The 15,021-nt window shown below is 70.7% G+C and carries 16 protein-coding genes; 5 read left to right on the top strand and 11 right to left on the bottom strand.

The genetic code is table 11. The features are described from left to right. Nucleotides 1-44: 44 nt before the first annotated feature. The 3 genes from ACNAW0_RS22045 to ACNAW0_RS22035 all read right to left on the bottom strand — a co-directional run bounded on the left by ACNAW0_RS22045 (nucleotide 45) and on the right by ACNAW0_RS22035 (nucleotide 3,246). Nucleotides 45-2,165 (bottom strand): RecQ family ATP-dependent DNA helicase, encoded by a 2,121-nt coding sequence (locus tag ACNAW0_RS22045; protein ID WP_416289850.1) that lies wholly within the window; start codon nucleotides 2,163-2,165, stop codon nucleotides 45-47. After that, nucleotides 2,101-2,841, bottom strand: a complete 741-nt coding sequence (locus ACNAW0_RS22040) for a ComEA family DNA-binding protein (protein WP_416289849.1) — start codon at nucleotides 2,839-2,841, stop codon at nucleotides 2,101-2,103. The genes ACNAW0_RS22045 and ACNAW0_RS22040 overlap by 65 nt, the downstream gene beginning before the upstream one ends. 135 nt (nucleotides 2,842-2,976) lie before the next feature. Then, a complete protein-coding gene (locus ACNAW0_RS22035) occupies nucleotides 2,977-3,246 on the bottom strand; it encodes an AfsR/SARP family transcriptional regulator (protein ID WP_416289848.1) in 270 nt (89 codons plus the stop codon). A gap of 139 nt (nucleotides 3,247-3,385) precedes the next feature. On the opposite strand from ACNAW0_RS22035, the gene ACNAW0_RS22030 reads away from it, so the two are divergent. Next, nucleotides 3,386-4,222 (top strand): hypothetical protein, encoded by an 837-nt coding sequence (locus tag ACNAW0_RS22030; RefSeq protein WP_416289847.1) that lies wholly within the window; start codon nucleotides 3,386-3,388, stop codon nucleotides 4,220-4,222. Between the two features lie 92 nt (nucleotides 4,223-4,314). Here the strand turns inward: ACNAW0_RS22030 and ACNAW0_RS22025 are convergent, their stop codons facing one another. The 7 genes from ACNAW0_RS22025 to ACNAW0_RS21995 form a co-directional block, all read right to left on the bottom strand. Then, complete coding sequence (locus ACNAW0_RS22025) at nucleotides 4,315-5,448, bottom strand: branched-chain amino acid ABC transporter permease (RefSeq protein ID WP_416289846.1); 1,134 nt, start codon at nucleotides 5,446-5,448, stop codon at nucleotides 4,315-4,317. Continuing rightward, nucleotides 5,445-6,353 (bottom strand): branched-chain amino acid ABC transporter permease, encoded by a 909-nt coding sequence (locus ACNAW0_RS22020; protein WP_416289845.1) that lies wholly within the window; start codon nucleotides 6,351-6,353, stop codon nucleotides 5,445-5,447. The genes ACNAW0_RS22025 and ACNAW0_RS22020 overlap by 4 nt, the downstream gene beginning before the upstream one ends. Next, a complete protein-coding gene (locus ACNAW0_RS22015; protein ID WP_416289844.1) occupies nucleotides 6,350-7,078 on the bottom strand; it encodes an ABC transporter ATP-binding protein in 729 nt (242 codons plus the stop codon). Before ACNAW0_RS22015 ends, ACNAW0_RS22020 begins: the two co-directional genes overlap by 4 nt. Beyond that, nucleotides 7,078-7,821, bottom strand: coding sequence for an ABC transporter ATP-binding protein (locus ACNAW0_RS22010; RefSeq protein WP_416289843.1), 744 nt, complete (start codon nucleotides 7,819-7,821; stop codon nucleotides 7,078-7,080). The genes ACNAW0_RS22015 and ACNAW0_RS22010 overlap by 1 nt, the downstream gene beginning before the upstream one ends. Nucleotides 7,822-7,824: 3 nt before the next feature. Continuing rightward, nucleotides 7,825-9,021: a substrate-binding domain-containing protein gene (locus ACNAW0_RS22005; RefSeq protein WP_416289842.1), complete on the bottom strand. Its 1,197-nt coding sequence runs from the start codon at nucleotides 9,019-9,021 to the stop codon at nucleotides 7,825-7,827. Nucleotides 9,022-9,235: 214 nt separating this feature from the next. Beyond that, on the bottom strand, nucleotides 9,236-9,484 hold the full coding sequence (locus ACNAW0_RS22000) for a hypothetical protein (protein WP_416289841.1): 249 nt from the start codon (nucleotides 9,482-9,484) through the stop codon (nucleotides 9,236-9,238). Next, on the bottom strand, nucleotides 9,481-9,639 hold the full coding sequence (locus tag ACNAW0_RS21995) for a hypothetical protein (protein ID WP_416289840.1): 159 nt from the start codon (nucleotides 9,637-9,639) through the stop codon (nucleotides 9,481-9,483). The genes ACNAW0_RS22000 and ACNAW0_RS21995 overlap by 4 nt, the downstream gene beginning before the upstream one ends. Nucleotides 9,640-9,893: 254 nt before the next feature. Between ACNAW0_RS21995 and ACNAW0_RS21990 the strand changes: the two genes are divergently transcribed. Further along, nucleotides 9,894-10,160 (top strand): GntR family transcriptional regulator, encoded by a 267-nt coding sequence (locus ACNAW0_RS21990; RefSeq protein WP_416289839.1) that lies wholly within the window; start codon nucleotides 9,894-9,896, stop codon nucleotides 10,158-10,160. 149 nt (nucleotides 10,161-10,309) lie between these two features. Here the strand turns inward: ACNAW0_RS21990 and ACNAW0_RS21985 are convergent, their stop codons facing one another. After that, the gene (locus ACNAW0_RS21985) at nucleotides 10,310-11,299 is read right to left on the bottom strand and encodes a DUF6528 family protein (RefSeq protein ID WP_416289838.1); all 990 of its coding nucleotides are present in this window, start codon (nucleotides 11,297-11,299) and stop codon (nucleotides 10,310-10,312) included. 218 nt (nucleotides 11,300-11,517) lie between these two features. Here ACNAW0_RS21985 and ACNAW0_RS21980 point away from each other — a divergent pair, with 218 nt between their 5' ends. The 3 genes from ACNAW0_RS21980 to ACNAW0_RS21970 all read left to right on the top strand — a co-directional run bounded on the left by ACNAW0_RS21980 (nucleotide 11,518) and on the right by ACNAW0_RS21970 (nucleotide 15,021). Further along, complete coding sequence (locus ACNAW0_RS21980) at nucleotides 11,518-12,852, top strand: TrkH family potassium uptake protein (RefSeq protein WP_416289837.1); 1,335 nt, start codon at nucleotides 11,518-11,520, stop codon at nucleotides 12,850-12,852. A gap of 139 nt (nucleotides 12,853-12,991) precedes the next feature. Then, entirely contained in the window at nucleotides 12,992-14,341 is a 1,350-nt protein-coding gene (locus ACNAW0_RS21975) for an RNA-guided endonuclease InsQ/TnpB family protein (protein WP_416289836.1), read from the top strand. Continuing rightward, nucleotides 14,338-15,021: a potassium channel family protein gene (locus tag ACNAW0_RS21970; RefSeq protein ID WP_416289835.1), complete on the top strand. Its 684-nt coding sequence runs from the start codon at nucleotides 14,338-14,340 to the stop codon at nucleotides 15,019-15,021. The genes ACNAW0_RS21975 and ACNAW0_RS21970 overlap by 4 nt, the downstream gene beginning before the upstream one ends.

Raw genomic sequence — 15,021 nt, 5'->3', positions numbered from 1 at the left:
AATCCGGCCGGCCCGGGAACTTTCCCCCAGCTGAACCCGACGGTTCACCCGGCGACGGCGAGGCTCAACGGGAGCACCTCCGGGGCGCCGGCCCGGCGCAGTAGCCGGGCCACCATCGTCATGGTCCAGCCGGAGTCGACCAGGTCGTCGACGAGCAGCACCGGCCCGGCCAGCCCGGCCAGGGCTTCGGCCAGGTCGTCCGGCACGGCGAAGGCGTCGTGCAGCGCGCGTACCCGCTGGGCGCTGTTGCCGCGCGGCCCGGCGGTCCCGGACGGTCCGGTCGGGACGACCCGGCCGAGCAGCGGCAGGCGGCCCACGGTGGCGATCCGCTCGGCGAGCGTGCCGACCAGCGTCGGGCGGGTGCGGGAGGCGACGGCGACCACGCCGACCGGGCGGCGGGGCCACGGGTCGTCGCCGTGCGCCCACGCCTTCAGCACCTCGACCACCGCCGCCGCGACGTCGTCGGGGACCGGGGCGTCGGCCGCGTCCGGGCCGACCAGGCCGCGCAGCCGCCCACCCCAGCCCAGGTCGGACAGCCGCCCCACGGCCCGCCCCGACAGTGCCTGCTCCGCCGGGGAGATGCGCCCCTTGAGGGGTACGCCCACCGCCTCCAGGCCGGTCGGCCAGAGCTTCTTGGGCGCGATCTCCAGGCCGGGGCGGCCGAGGAAGGTCTGCGCGGCGGTGAGCGCCGTGCCGGAGACGTCGGGGGTGAACAGCGGCCCAGCGCAGTTGTCGCAGCGGCCGCAGTCGCCCGCCCCGGCGTCGTCCAGGCATTCGCGCAGGTAGCGCATCCGGCAGCCGGGTGTGCTCGCGTACTCGCGCATGGCCTGCTGCTCGGCGGTGCGCGCCTGGGCGACGCGCCGCAACCGGGCCTCGTCATAGACCCAGGGCTCGCCGGTGGCGAGCCAGCCGCCGCGCACCCGGCGGACCGCGCCGTCCACGTCGAGCACCTTGAGCATCAGTTCCAGCCGGGCCCGGCGCAGGTCGACGACCGGTTCGAGGGCCTGGGTGGAGATCGGCCGGTCGGTGTGCAGGGCGGCGAGCACCGCCCGGACCTGCTCCTCGGGCGGGAAGGCGAGCGAGGCGAAGTACCGCCAGATCGCGGCGTCCTCGACGCCGGGCAGCAGCAGCACCTCGGCGTGCTCGACCGCCCGGCCGGCCCGGCCGACCTGCTGGTAGTAGGCGATCGGTGAGGACGGTGCGCCCAGGTGCACCACGAAGCCGAGGTCGGGCTTGTCGAAGCCCATGCCGAGCGCGCTGGTGGCCACCAACGCCTTGATCTTGTTGTCCAGCAGGTCCTGCTCGGCGGCACGGCGGTCCGCGTCCTCGGCCTGCCCGGTGTACGCGGCCACCTGCCAGCCCCGCGCCCGCAGGAACTCCGCCGTCTCGCCGGCCGCCGCGACGGTCAGCGTGTAGATGATCCCGGAGCCGGGCAGCCGGTCCAGGTGGTCGGCGAGCCAGGCCAGCCGGTGGGCCGGGCTCGACAGATCGAGTACGCCCAACCGCAGCGACTCCCGGTCGAGGGTCCCCCGCAGCACGAGTGCGTCGCCGAGTTGCTCGGCGACATCCTGGGTGACCCGGGCGTTGGCGGTGGCGGTGGTGGCGAGCACCGGGGTCCGCTCGGGCAGGTCGGCGAGGAAGGTACGCAGCCGGCGGTAGTCCGGCCGGAAGTCGTGCCCCCAGTCGGAGACGCAGTGCGCCTCGTCCACCACCAGCAGCCCGGTGGTGGCGGCCAGCTTCGGCAGCACGCCGTCGCGGAAGTCCGGGTTGTTGAGGCGTTCCGGGCTGATCAGCAGCACGTCCACCGCCCCGGCGTGGATCTCGGCGGTGATCTCGTCCCACTCGTCGAGGTTGGCCGAGTTGATGGTCCGGGCCCGGATGCCGGCGCGGGCGGCCGACTCGACCTGGTTACGCATCAACGCCAGCAGCGGCGAGACGATCACGGTCGGGCCCTGGTCCCCGCCCTCCCGCAGCAGCGCGGTGGCCACGAAGTAGACGGCCGACTTGCCCCAGCCGGTGCGCTGTACGCAGAGCACCCGCCGCCGGTCCACCACCAGCGCCTCGATGGCCCGCCACTGGTCCTCGCGGAGCCGGGCGTGCTCACCCGCCAGCCGCCGCAGCACCGCCTCGGCCCGTTCCCGTACGGCCACCCGATCCTGGCTCATCCGGCATTTCTACCAGCGCCGCTGGTGTCCCGCCGGTCGGCGGGTGCTCCGGGAGGGGTGGAAGGAAAACGAGCAGGTCGCGGAGGGAGTCGGTGAGGGCCGGCGGAAGTATGCACCGGGCGGCCAACTCCTCCATCGAGCCGAACGGGCCATGCAGCCACCGGTCCATCGCCAACTGCCGGGCCTGCGCGCCGGTCATTCCGGGCAGGGCGGCGAGCGCTTGCTCCCCCACCGCGTTGATGTCGACCAGGCCGCCGTCGTCGAAGGTACGAGGCAGGTCGGGTCGGCCGATGTGCAGTTGCTCTCGGGCCGCCGGGAAGTGGTGGAGCAGGTAACGGGCCTGCTCACGGCGTACCCGTTGGTCGGTGGCGAGCGGCGCCCGGCGGTCCGCCCGGCTCCGGAACGCTCCGGCGACGGTCGGGTTGAGCATGACCAGGTGCCCGGCACCGCCGAGCCAAGCCACACCGAGAGCGAGGAGCCCGATGTCGGACAACACCCCGTTGCCTTCGGCATCCATGGTCTCCATGCCCGCCACGAACAGGAGCACCGCGGTGAGGTAGCCGCCGGCTGCCGCGAAGAGCCAGCCACGGCCCCGACGGACGGCGTAGAGGAGCACCACCAACCAGGTGAGCACACCGAGCGAGCAGAGCGCCACCGCCACACCGGCCACGGTCACCAGGTGACTCGCCCAGCGCGGCAACCCGGTGGACCCGGTCGGCGCGCAGGATGCGCTGGTGCAGCCCGCGTTCGAAGCGGACCGCGTCCACCGCCTCCGGCGGGATCCGCAGCAGGTACCCGGCGTCGGTGAGGGTCAGCACCCGCCCCGGCGTACGCGGGAACGCTCGGGTTCCAGCACCCGGCGTAGGCCGGCGGCGTACTTCTGCACGACGTTGGGGCCGTTGGCGGGCGGCTCACCCGGCCAGACCGCCTCGATGATCTGCCCGATCGGCACCGGACGGCCGGCGGAGAGCAGCAGCACGGCGAGCACTGCCCGCTGCTTGCCGGCGCCGAGGCCGAGTGGACGGTCGGCGTACCATGCCCGCTGCGGACCGAGGATCTCGAAGCGCAACGCCTCTGACATGCGAGTTTCCGCTCCTACCCACCGCCAGTCCGCCGGCGGCGGCCGGCGGCAGTCGGACGGCAGCATATCGGCAGCGGAACGGCAGTAGGAGCTGCCAGGATCCTCACGGCAACAGCCCCTGGGAAAGTGAGTCAACGAAATGACGCAGCGTATCGGCACCGCCGCGACGATCCGGCGGGTCGCGGGTATCGCGACGGCCGTGCTGGCCGCCACCGCCCTGTCGGCGGGGTGCGGGATCATCAACGGCACCTCCGCCAACGGCACCGGATCCACCCCTGCGGCGTCCCCGTCCGTCGACCCGAAGGCCGTCCTGCTGGCCGCCGTGCCGAACGAGGACGACCCGGGCTTCCGCTTCTCCACCGTTGACGGCACGGACAAGCTCGTCGGCGTGGTGGACCCGGCCGCACACGCGATGGAGCTCGGCCTGACGCAGAAGAACGAAGATCCCAAGTTCACCATGAACATGACGTTCCGGATGATCGACGACCAGAGCTGGCTGCGGGTCAAGCTCGAGGGCATCGCCGGGCTGCACGAGATGATGAAGCTGCCGAAGCGCTGGATGGCGCTGGACCGGGCCAAGCTCGACGATCCGACGGATGCTCCGGTGTACGAGGGCACCGACCCGGGCAACACCGCCGCGATCATCCGTACCGCGGACACGGTCGAGGACAAGGGCGACGGCACCTACGCCGGGTCCGCCGACCTGACCAGAGGTCAGGACGTGGCCAATGCGGTGGACGGGGTGGACATCGCGGCGCTCGGCGAGGCCGCCAAGAAGGTGCCGTTCACCGCGGTGGTCGGAGCGGACGGCAACCTCACCTCGCTGACGCTGGACATTCCCGCCGGCGGGAAGCAGAAGGCCACCAAGCTCGTCGTCCGGTACTACGACTTCGGCAAGGCGCCGAAGCTGAGCGCGCCGACCGGGGACCAGGTGCAGAAGGCGCCCGCATCGGCGTACGAACTGCTGAACGGCTGACCGACGACACGTAGGGGCGGCGACCACACGGGGGGGGTCGCCGCCCCAGGTGTCGTAGCCGGCGGCGCGGAATTCTGACGCAATGTCCTTGATCAACGGGGCGAGAGGGGGCGGCGGCGGGGGAGGGCGGACAGGAGGGGGTGCAGGCGGGATCTGAGGCTGGCCAGGCCGCCGGGGAAGAAGTAGACGGCCAGGATGAAGACCGTGCCGAGGACGAAGAGGGGCTGGGACAGCGGCTGGCTGAGGAACGCCGGGAGGCTGTTCACCGCGTCGCCGGTGCCGAAGGCGGTCAGCCGGTGGTCCAGGTACATGTAGAGGATGCCGCCGAGCACCGGACCCCAGCGCGTCCCCGGACCACCGAGCACCACCATGACCAGCAGCGACAGGGTCAGCTCGGACGAGGTGATGTGCGGAGACGCGCCGCCGACGATCAGGCAGTAGACCACCCCGCCGGTGGTCGCCAGGCCACCGGCCAGGGTGAACGCGACCAGCTTGAACCGGTACGGGTCGAGCCCGAGCACCCCGACCCGCCGCTCGTCGTCGCGCAGCCCGGCCAGTACCCGCCCGGTCGGCGAGCCGCTCACCCGGTGCATCACGAAGACCACCAGGGCCAGGTACGCCAGCGCGAGCCAGTACAGGTTGGCCGTGTTGGCCACCCCGATCAGCGACGCCGGCAGCCCGGACACGTCCAGCGGCAGCCCCTCCTCGCCGCCGGTGAGCCCGCCGAAGTTCCTGGCCACCAGGATCGCCCCGACCTGGGCAAAGGCGAGGGTCACCATGGCGAACGCGATCCCGACGGTACGCAACGCGACCGCGCCGAGCAGCGCCGCCAGGATGGTCCCGCCGACGATCGTGAGCAGCCCCGCCTGCCACAGTGGCAGCCCGGCCTTGGTGATCAGCACGTCGGTGCCGTAGACACCGGCGGCGAAGTAGAGGGCGTGCCCGAAGGAGAGCATCCCGGTCCGCCCGAAGAGCAGGTCGTAGCCGGCCGCCAGACCGCCGAAGACCAGGCAGACGGCGAGCAGTTGCAGGGTGCCCGGCGAGTTCAGCGGCCCCTCGAAGATGCCCGGCAGGTTCAGCGTCGAGTACGGCACGATCGCCGCCACGGCCAGGGCGGCCAGCGGCGTGTACGGGCGCAGCCCGTGCCAGCGGGCGTGCCCCGGCGTGAGCTCGTCGGGCACCGCCGCGGGCGGTGCCGGCACCTCGGGACTCTTGACCTCGGTCATGCCGTTGCCACCTTTCCGGCCAGGCCCTGCGGACGCAGCAGCAGCACCACGGCCAGCAGCGCCACCACACAGATGTCACCGGCGCCCGAGAGGTTCTCGGAATACTGCACGGCGTAGTAGTTGACGAACTGTTGCAGCAGCGCCACTGCGACCGCCGCGTACGCGGACCCGACCACCGAGCCCATCCCGCCGATCACCACCACGATGAACGCGAAGATCAGCAGCGAGCCGCCCTGTCCGGGCGAGACGTTGCCGAAGTAGACCCCGCCGAGCGCGCCGGCCAGCGCGGCGGCCGCCCCGCCGATCGCGAAGACCAGGGTGAACGCCTTGCGCACGTCGATGCCGAGCGCGGTGACCATCTCCCGGTTCTCCACGCCGGCCCGGATGATCAGGCCGTACCTCGTGAAGCGGAGGAACGCGAGCAGCCCGCCGAGCACCAGCACGGCGGCGATGATCAGCAGCAGCCCGGCGTTCGGCACGTTCGCGCCGAGCACGGAGGTCACCTCGCGGGTCCACGCGGGACGCGGGAACGGGCGCGGGTCGGCACCCCAGGTGGCCTGGAGCAGTGCCACTCCGGCCAGCGACAGGCCGACGGTGACCAGCACCTGCTCGATGGTGCGGGAGTAGAGCGGCCGGATCAGCACCAACTCGACCAGCACCGCGACGAGGGCCCCGGCGAGCACGCCGAAGGCGACCGCCACCACGAACCCGAACCCGGCGGAGCCGGCCCCGGGCAGGTTGTCGGCCGCCCACCAGGTCGCGTACGCCCCGACGCCGAGGAACAGGCCGTGCGCGAAGTTGAGCACGTCGGCCAGGCCGAAGACCAGGGAGAGGCCGGAGGCGACCAGGAAGTAGAGCGCCGCCAGGCCGAGCCCGGTCAGCGCCAACAGGACCACTGTGCTCACGCGTGCACCTCGCCCGAACCGACACCCAGCAGCGACTTGGTCAGCGCGGTCTCCAGCAGCAGTTCCTGCGCGTTCCCCGTCCACGCCACCTTGCCCGCGGAGAGCACCACGGCGTCACGCGCCAGCCGCCGTACCACGGCGAGGTTCTGCTCGACCAGCAGCACCGGCACGGATTCCGCGACCCGTTCCAGCACCTCGGCCACTTCGGTCACCACCTTCGGCGCCAACCCCTTGGTCGGCTCGTCGACCAGCAGCAGCCGGTTGTCGTTGAGCAGCACCCGGCCGATCGCGAGCATCTGCTGCTGCCCGCCGGAGAGCGAGCCGGCCCGTTGCCGTCCGCGCCGGTCCAGCTCCGGAAAGAGCGAATAGACCTTGTCGTACGCCGGGGTCGTGCCCCGCCGTTCGGCGAGGCGCAGGTTCTCCGCGACGGTGAGGCCGGCGAAGACGCAGCGGTCCTCCGGCACGTAGCCGAGGCCGTCGCGGACCAGCCGGTGGGTGGGGCGGGCGAGCAGGCTGCGCGCGCCCATCCGGACGGTGCCGCGCGCCTCGCCGTTGCGGGGTGTCAGGCCGACGACGGCCCGCAACGTGGTGGTCTTGCCGACGCCGTTGCGGCCGAGCAGCACGGTCACCCCGGTCGGCGCGACCTCGAACGACACTCCCTGGAGGATGTGCAGCCCGGCGATCCGCACGGACAGGTTCTCCACGCTGAGGACGGGTTCCATCATCAGAGGGCCTCCCCCAGGTACGCCTCCTGCACCGTGGCGTTGGCCATCACCGTGTCCGGGGTGTCGCAGGCCAGCAGCGCCCCGTGGTGCATCACGGCGATCCGGTCGGCCAGTTCCAGGATCACGTCCATGTGGTGCTCCACCATGAGCACCGACCGGCTGCTGTCGCCGGTCAACGACTTGATGACGGCGACCAGTTCGGGCACGTCCTCGGCGCTGACCCCGGCCATCGGCTCGTCCAGCAGCATCACCCGGGGTTCCCCGGCGAGCAGCAGGGCGATCTCCAGTTTGCGCTTCTCGCCGTGCGCCAGGGTGCCGGCGAGCGCCGTACCCCGGTGGGCGAGGCCGACCCGGTCGAGCGCCGCGTCGGCGGCGGCGGCCACCTCCCGGTCGGCCGCCGCCCGCCGCCACAGCTTCATCGAGCCACCCCGGTGTGCCTGTACGGCGAGCCGGACGTTCTCCCGCACCGTCAGCGAGCCGAACACCGAGGACGCCTGGAAGGTACGTCCCAGCCCGAGGCGGGCCCGCCGGTGCGGCGGAAGGGCGGTGATGTCCTTCCCGTCCAGCAGGACTCGCCCCTCGGTGGGTCGGCGCAGGCCGGTGATCAGGTTGAACAGGGAGGTCTTGCCGGCGCCGTTCGGCCCGATCACGCCGAGGAACTCGCCGGGCTCGAGGTCGAGGTGGACGCTGTCGACAATGGCGACCTCACCGATCCGCCAGGTCAGACCGTGGGTGACGAGCACCGGTCAGCCCTTCATCTGGGTAACCGGTGGCGTGGTCTCGTCGCCGGTCAGGGTCTTCTGTGCGGTCGCCGTGTATTCGGTGCCGCTGCCGGTGAGCTTGGCCTGGTACATCGGCTGGAGCAGCGCGTGGTCCTCGGCGCGGATGCTCATCTGGCCCTTGACGCTGTCGAACTGCCAGCCCTCGAGCGCCTTGACCATCTTGTCGACGTCGTCGCCGCCCTCCTGCACGGCGCGGACGACCATCTGGGCGGCGGTGAAACCGTCCGGGTGGAACAGGTCGATGGTGCCGACCTTGGCCTTCAGCGCCTTGGCCGCCTCGGTGTCGCTGGCCCCGTCGAAGTAGTGCGACAGGAAGGAGATCTTGCTGCCGGCCGCGCCGAAGGTGGGCCACGAGGCGCGGATGTCGAGGCCGGTGACGACCGTGGTGGAGGCGAGCACGCCCTGCTGGTCGAGGGTCTGCCACATGGCCGGGGCGGTGGTGCCGGCCCAGGCGACGAAGAGCAGGTCCGGCTTGGCGGCCTTGATCTGGCTGGCGAACGGGGTGAACTCGGTGGCGCTGGCCGGGGCCCGGACGCTGCTCACGGTCGCGCCGGCCCCGCCGATCACGGCCTTGACGGCGGCCTCGTTCGCGTCACCGAACGCGCCGTCCTGGGCGAACACGACGACCTTCTTGCCGGCGGCGTCGCCGATGAAGGACTTGGCCGTCACCACGTCCTGGTAGGACTGCCGACCCGAGCGGAACGTGTACTTGTTCGCCCCGGTCACCGCGTCGGTGGCGGCCGGCCCGGAGATGAACAGCGCCTTATTCTGCGCGGCGATCGGGGCGACCTGCAGGGCCACGCCGGAGGCGGTGGAGCCCGCGATGATCTTCGCGCCCTTGCCGATCTGGTCCTTGGCCGCGGAGACCGCCTTCGCCGGGTCCCCCGCGTCGTCGACCTCAGTGAGCTCGATCTTCCGGTCACCGACCTTTCCGGTGCCCTTGGTTGCATAGTCGAGGCCGGCCTTGAAACCCTCGAGGTACTGCTTGCCGTAGCTGGCCAGCGGCCCGGACTGGGAATACACCAGACCGACCTTTACCGGTGCGGCGTCGCCGCCGCCGGACGCGGTGTCCTGCGGGCTGCCACAGGCGGTGGCGGCCAACGCGGCCGCCATCATCGTGGCGGCGGAGAGGAACACCCGTCGCGTGTGCCGGATCGTCATTGCGACTCCAGGTGAGGACAGGGGGGAACGCAGTTGTCGGCTCACGCTAGAAGTGACATCACCCACGAGCTATGTGGCCGAAGCACACAAGTATGCGCGGTGGGATGGCCTTGTCTTACAACTCTCGGCGCCGCCGCGTAACCCGGTCGAATTCTGGTGGCCCGGGCCACCATCGACAGGCCGGGCGGTGTGTCGCGGCCCGCCATCGCCGCCGCTATCCGCCCTGGTCGCACGCGCCGTCGTGGTCGGTCGGGCGCGGGCAGCGCCGGCCGCCGTCGAGCAGCCGGTCGCAGTAGACCCAGTGGCGTACGCACTGGGCGTCCTCGGTCGACACGGTGGTCCCGTTCCGGTCCACATCGGCCAGGAAACCGAGCGCCCGACAGATGCTGCGGGCGAAGCGGCGCGCACCCTCCAGGTCGGTGGCGAGCACCGGCAGGTGTACGACAAAACGTTCGCGGCTCACCGGCGCACTCCGCGCCGCACGTTGCGGAACTGCCGCTCGCGTATCTGCCCGGCGGTCAGCGGCGCGCAGGACGCCGAGCGGTACCACCCGCCGTTCGGCGGTCGGCTCTCCGCCGCCCGCCCGGCCGGTCGTAGGAACTTGAGCATGTTGCGCATGGCCACCCTCCCTCGCGAGGCCGGATCCCTGGAAGGCGGGCCGGCCCGCGGATAGGGGACGGGGCCGACCCGCCGGCCCCGCGACCGCAGCCCTCGTCGGCGGTACGACCCCGGAGCCCACCTCTGGGTCCGAACTCCAGGGCTTGCCGAACCAACCGGAGCCGGACACCGAGCAACTTACGCCACTAAGTGGCGTGAGTCTAGCCCTCTGTGCCGGCGCGCCTACTTATTGCAGATGCTGGAGTAGGTCGGGCATGATCGGAGACGCCGAACCAACCGGAGTCCTCACCATGCCCACAGCACAGCCCTCTTTCCGGCGCATCGTCGATGACATAGCGGGAAAGATCAGCTCAGGCGAACTGAAGCCGGGCGACAAGCTGCCGTCCACGAGTCAACTGGCTGCCACCTATGGCGTCAGCAACAACACCGCCTACCGGGCGCTCGTCATCCTGCACGACCGTAACCTGATCATCGGTCAGCAGGGGCGCGGCACCTACGTTGCCGAGCGGCCCGGGCAGTAAGTTCCGCACTCCCTACAGACCTGATGGCGTAAACGATTCACGCGAGCAGGTGCCGTAGCCGACACCGGGACAAGAAACGAGGAGGCCGTGGCCAGGCCACGACCTCCTCGTCTGTTTCGTTCTGTTCGGTCTGTCTCGTCGCGGGTGCGTTACTCGAACGCGGTGGTCCAGATCCGGACCTTGTAGAACCGGGCCCCGGAGCGGCTCTTCGTCGTGGTGGCCTTGCCGGCGGAGTTGAAGAACTGCACCGTGGGGCTCGCCCAGGGGCGCGAGCCCTTGTTGTCGCCGCGGATCCAGGCCCGCTCACCGCCGCGCTGGTTGACGTACGCCTTCACCCGGGTGGTACCGGATTCCTTCAACATCCGGAAGGACCAGGTGTTGACCGAGTAGACGCCGCTGGTGTGGGTGATGAAGAGCGTGTCCTTGTTCGTGTACGACGGCTGCAGGTCGTGGCCGAGGTTCGGCACGGTCTTCCCGGCCGAGTTCTTGTACGTGCCGAGGCTGATGTAGCCGTTCTTGGCCGACAGCCGGGTGCTGCGGCCCGAGCCGGAGATTTTGAACGGCGTGAGCCTGCCCTCGCCGATCGCCCACAGGAACTTGTGCGTCGGGTCGTAGAGCGCCCCGTGCGCACCCTTGAAGGAAATGGTCTGCACCTTCGCGAGGGTGCTCGGCTTGTTCGCGTTGCTCGGCGAGTACAGGGTCAGGTACCCGTTGGAGCTGGCGACCACGACCGACCCGTTGCCCGGGATGCGTTCGATCGCGTGCGGGTTCCCGCCCGGCGTGGCCTGCCAGAGAATGTTGGCGGTGGTGGCCTTCTTCGAGCCACTCTTCACCTGGACGATCGCGGCCTTGCCGCCGGAGGCGGCGACCAACGCGATCATGCCGTGCGAGGCCGTGTCCCGGAACTTCACATCGGACAGGTTGGCCCACGCCCCGGTTGTGGTGCCCGGCGTGAACTGCCAGCGCAGGTTCGCGTCGGTCCAGCTGGTGTTCCGGTTCCACACCATGACCCGGTTGCTGGACTGCTCGGTCATGGCCAAGTAGTAGTCGCTGGCGGCGTTAGCCGGCGAAGAGGTCGCGACGATGGCGGTGGCCCCGATCGCGACGCTGGTCAGTGCTGCCAGGATAGCTTTGCGCATGCATCTCCCCCACGGATGGCTTGGCAATGTCTACTACAGACAGAGGCCCGGTGATCAACGGGCGCTTGATCGAGACTAGCCAACGCCGACAACTGCCCGTTAGCCCGATGCCCCGGCTGTAAGACAACATCCGCTCGGGCGATCCATTCACGTCCCGGGGCACGATCAGTTGGTCGGTTCCTGCCCTGCCGGTGAATCTCGGGACGGAAGATGACGTGGTGCGCCGTCTGCTCCGTCGTCCCGTACGGCTGGTGCCGTTCGGGTTCCTGGCGGTGATCCTGCTCGGCACCGGCCTGCTGATGTTGCCCTGGGCCACCAGCCACCACCGCTTCACCCCGTTCGTCACCGCGCTCTTCACCGCCACCTCGGCCGTCTCGGTCACCGGCATGGCGATCAACGACACCCCGAACTACTGGAACGACTTCGGGCTGGCGATGATCACCGTGCTCACCCAGGTCGGCGGCATCGGCATCCTGACCGGCGCGGCGCTGGTGATCCTGGTGGTCTCCCGCCGGCTCGGTCTACGCAACCGGCTGCTGGTCCAGGCCGAGACCGCCGAGTACGGCGTCGGCGACGTCCGCTGGCTGCTGGCCCGGATCGCGGCGACGGTCTTCGCGACCGAGGCGGTGATGATGGCGGTGATCGCCAGCCGGTTGTGGCTGTCCTACGACTATTCCCTGGGGCGGGCCCTGTGGTACGCCGCGTTCCATTCGATCCAGGCGTTCAACAACGCCGGGTTCGCCCTCTACTCCGACGGACTGGTCGGCTTCTCCCGCGACCCCTTCGTGGCGCTGCCGCTGGGCCTGGGTGCGATCATCGGCGGGCTGGGCTTCCCGGCACTCTTCGAGGCGGTGCGGGATTGGCGGCGGCCTGGCCACTGGGCGGTCGCGACCAAGCTGACCATCTGGGGCAGCGTCGCGCTGATCCTGTTCGGCTCCGCCGCCCTGCTGTTAAACGAGTGGCGCAACCCCGCCACGGTCGGCACCTTCGGCGTACCGGGGAAGGTGCTGGCCTCGTTCACCCAGATCGCGCTGAGCCGCACCGGCGGCTTCGACGTGATCCACGTCGCCCGGCTCGGCGAGGAGAGCTTCCCGCTGCTGATCGTGCTGATGTTCATCGGCGGCGGCAGCGCCAGCACCGCCGGCGGGATCAAGGTCTCCACGTTCTTCCTGCTCGCCTTTGTCATCTGGGCCGAGCTGCGCGGCGAGGCGGACGTGACGGTGGGCGGCCGGCGGGTCGCCACCGCAAGCCAGCGGCAGGCGTTGACCGTGGCGTTACTCAGCGTGGCGGTGGTCGTCGCCGGCACGGTCGTGGTGATCGTGCTGACCGAGCACGTCCGCTACTACGCCGCGCTCTTCGACGTCACGTCCGCGTTCAGCACCACCGGCCTGACCACCGGACTCGCCGCCGAGCTGAAGCCACCCGGCCAGTACCTGCTGACCGCGCTCATGTACATCGGCCGGGTCGGCCCGCTCACCCTCGGGTCCGCGATCGCGTTGAACACCCGACGGCGCCTGTACCGCTACCCGGAGGAGCAACCCATTGTCGGCTAGGTCCGTGCCCACTAACTTTCGCCCGGTTGGCCGCCGCCGAGATTTGTCGTACCGGTGGTGTTGGGTTTGGTTCGTGCCTCGCCGTCGGGATCCTGCCGCACCTCGGGTCGTTCATCGCACGGCGCGGGTCGCTGTCCGGGTGACGGCGGGGCAGCGGCGGCGGTGTTTCGGACTGCTGCGCTCGGCCGGTGACGTGTGGGCGTGCGTACTCGAAATCAACGCATGGCGGCGACGCCGCCACGACACTCCGCTGACGGGATACCAGGCGCTGTGCCGGGAGCTGTCCGGATCGGGCCCGGGCACGTTCGGTGAACTGGACTCGGCGGGTGCCCGGTCAGTGTTGCGCCGGTTCTCGGACGCGTGGTTCGCGGCGGCGAAACGCCGTAAGGATGGCGACTCGTCAGCGCGGTTCCCGCGCCGACGCCGTGCGCTGATGCCGGTGCGCTGGTACCACGACACCTTCACCATCGACGGGCGTCGAGTACGCATCCCCACGGCGCAGGGCGCCCCACCATTGTCGGTGAGGTTGGCGCGAGAGGTGCCGTATCCAGTCGAGCAGACCCGGTCGGTCACCCTGCTGTGTGAGGGCGGCCGGCTGTTCCTCGACATCACCGCCGAAGTCCCGGTGGCGGTATATCCACCCGGTGAGGGGCCCGATCCAGGCCGGGTGGCCGGCGTGGATCTCGGGATCATCCACCCCTATGCCGTGGCCGGCCCGGACCGTGAAGGGCTGCTGGTGTCGGGGCGGGCGGTCCGCGCCGAGCACCGCATGCACCTGGCCGACACCAAAACCCGCCGCCGAGCCGTCTCACGCCGCGCCCCGAAACCCGGCCAGCGGGGATCACGACGGTGGCGAAAGTACCGCCGCCGCGCCCGGCTGGTGGAAGGCCGGCATCGGCGCAGGGTCCGCCAAGCCCAGCATGAAGCCGCCGGCATGGTCGTGTCATGGGCGGTAGAGCAGCGGGTCGGTGTGCTCAAGGTCGGGGACCCGCGCGGGGTGCTCGATATCGACGCGGGGCGGCGGCACAACCTGCGGTTGCGGCAGTGGCAGATCGGCCGCCTACTACAAGTCCTGAAAGACAAGGCCACCCTGGCGGGCATCGTCGTCGACCCCGTCAACGAGCGCGGCACCTCGTCGACCTGCCCCGCCTGCCTGCGGCGGGTACCGAAACCCCGTGGGCGAACGCTGTTTTGCCCGCACTGCGGCTTTTCTGGGCACCGCGACCTGATCGCGGCTGCCATCATCGCCACCCGCACCCCGGGCGGCGGACCCACCACCCCCACAGCAACTGTTGTGCTGCCGGAGGTGGTCACGCACCGTCGAGTCGGCCGGCACCTGCCCGGTGCCGGCCGGTCCCGGCGTGACCCCCGCCGCCCACCCGCGGTGGCGAGAGGATCAGTTGGCCCGCGGAGGCCCACCCCACCACACGGTGGGGAGTCGCTCGCCCACACGGCGAGGATCCACAACATTGGATCGGAGACCCGATGAACGTTGGTGGACACCGCACTAGGAAGACGGACGACGGCGGCATCGCGGTGATCGGTCTGGGCCGGTTCGGCTCGCGTCTGGCCGGCTCGCTGGCCCACCTGAATCAGGACGTACTGGCCATCGAGCGCAATCTGGAGCGCGTCCAGCACTGGTCGACGCAGCTGGACCGGGTGGTACAGGCGGACTCCACCGACGAGTCCGCGCTGCGCCAGCTCGGCGTGGCGGACTTCCGGCGGGTGGTGGTGGCCATCGGCGCCTCGGTGGAGGCGAGCATACTCACCGTGCTGGCCCTCACCGAACTCGATATCCCGCAGATCTGGGCCCGGGCCACCTCGGAGCAGCACGCGAAGATCCTCGACTCGGTGGGCGCGCACCACGTGATCTTCCCGGAGGCGGAGACCGGCGAGCGGGTCGCGCACCTGATCGTCAGCAAGATGCTCGACTTCGTCGAGTTCGGCGACGACTTCGCGATCGCCAAGGTACGGATACCGAAAACGCTCGTGGGGCGGCGGCTGCGCGACCTGAGCCCGGCGGACCGCTACGGGGTGATGGTGGTCGGCGCGAAGCCCCCCGGCGAGCGGTTCCGCTACGCCGGCCCGGACACGGTGCTGCAACCCGAGAGCGTGCTCATTGTGGAGGGCAGCATCGACCAGCTGCAGCGCTTCGCCACGCCGGGCTGA

It is taken from the genome of Micromonospora sp. SL1-18 (assembly GCF_047921505.1).
Lineage (GTDB): Bacteria > Actinomycetota > Actinomycetes > Mycobacteriales > Micromonosporaceae > Micromonospora.
The sequence above is the reverse complement of the archived record's forward strand: the minus strand, read 5'-3'. Positions and strand labels throughout refer to the sequence as shown.

Coding starts and splice junctions, on each gene's coding strand:
- ACNAW0_RS22045 (WP_416289850.1), bottom strand. CDS start 2,165: ATGAGCCAGGATCGGGTGGCCGTACGGGAACGGGCCGAGGCGGTGCTG.
- ACNAW0_RS22035 (WP_416289848.1), bottom strand. CDS start 3,246: ATGTCAGAGGCGTTGCGCTTCGAGATCCTCGGTCCGCAGCGGGCATGG.
- ACNAW0_RS22030 (WP_416289847.1), top strand. CDS start 3,386: ATGACGCAGCGTATCGGCACCGCCGCGACGATCCGGCGGGTCGCGGGT.
- ACNAW0_RS22025 (WP_416289846.1), bottom strand. CDS start 5,448: ATGACCGAGGTCAAGAGTCCCGAGGTGCCGGCACCGCCCGCGGCGGTG.
- ACNAW0_RS22015 (WP_416289844.1), bottom strand. CDS start 7,078: ATGATGGAACCCGTCCTCAGCGTGGAGAACCTGTCCGTGCGGATCGCC.
- ACNAW0_RS22005 (WP_416289842.1), bottom strand. CDS start 9,021: ATGACGATCCGGCACACGCGACGGGTGTTCCTCTCCGCCGCCACGATG.
- ACNAW0_RS21995 (WP_416289840.1), bottom strand. CDS start 9,639: ATGCGCAACATGCTCAAGTTCCTACGACCGGCCGGGCGGGCGGCGGAG.
- ACNAW0_RS21990 (WP_416289839.1), top strand. CDS start 9,894: ATGATCGGAGACGCCGAACCAACCGGAGTCCTCACCATGCCCACAGCA.
- ACNAW0_RS21985 (WP_416289838.1), bottom strand. CDS start 11,299: ATGCGCAAAGCTATCCTGGCAGCACTGACCAGCGTCGCGATCGGGGCC.
- ACNAW0_RS21970 (WP_416289835.1), top strand. CDS start 14,338: ATGAACGTTGGTGGACACCGCACTAGGAAGACGGACGACGGCGGCATC.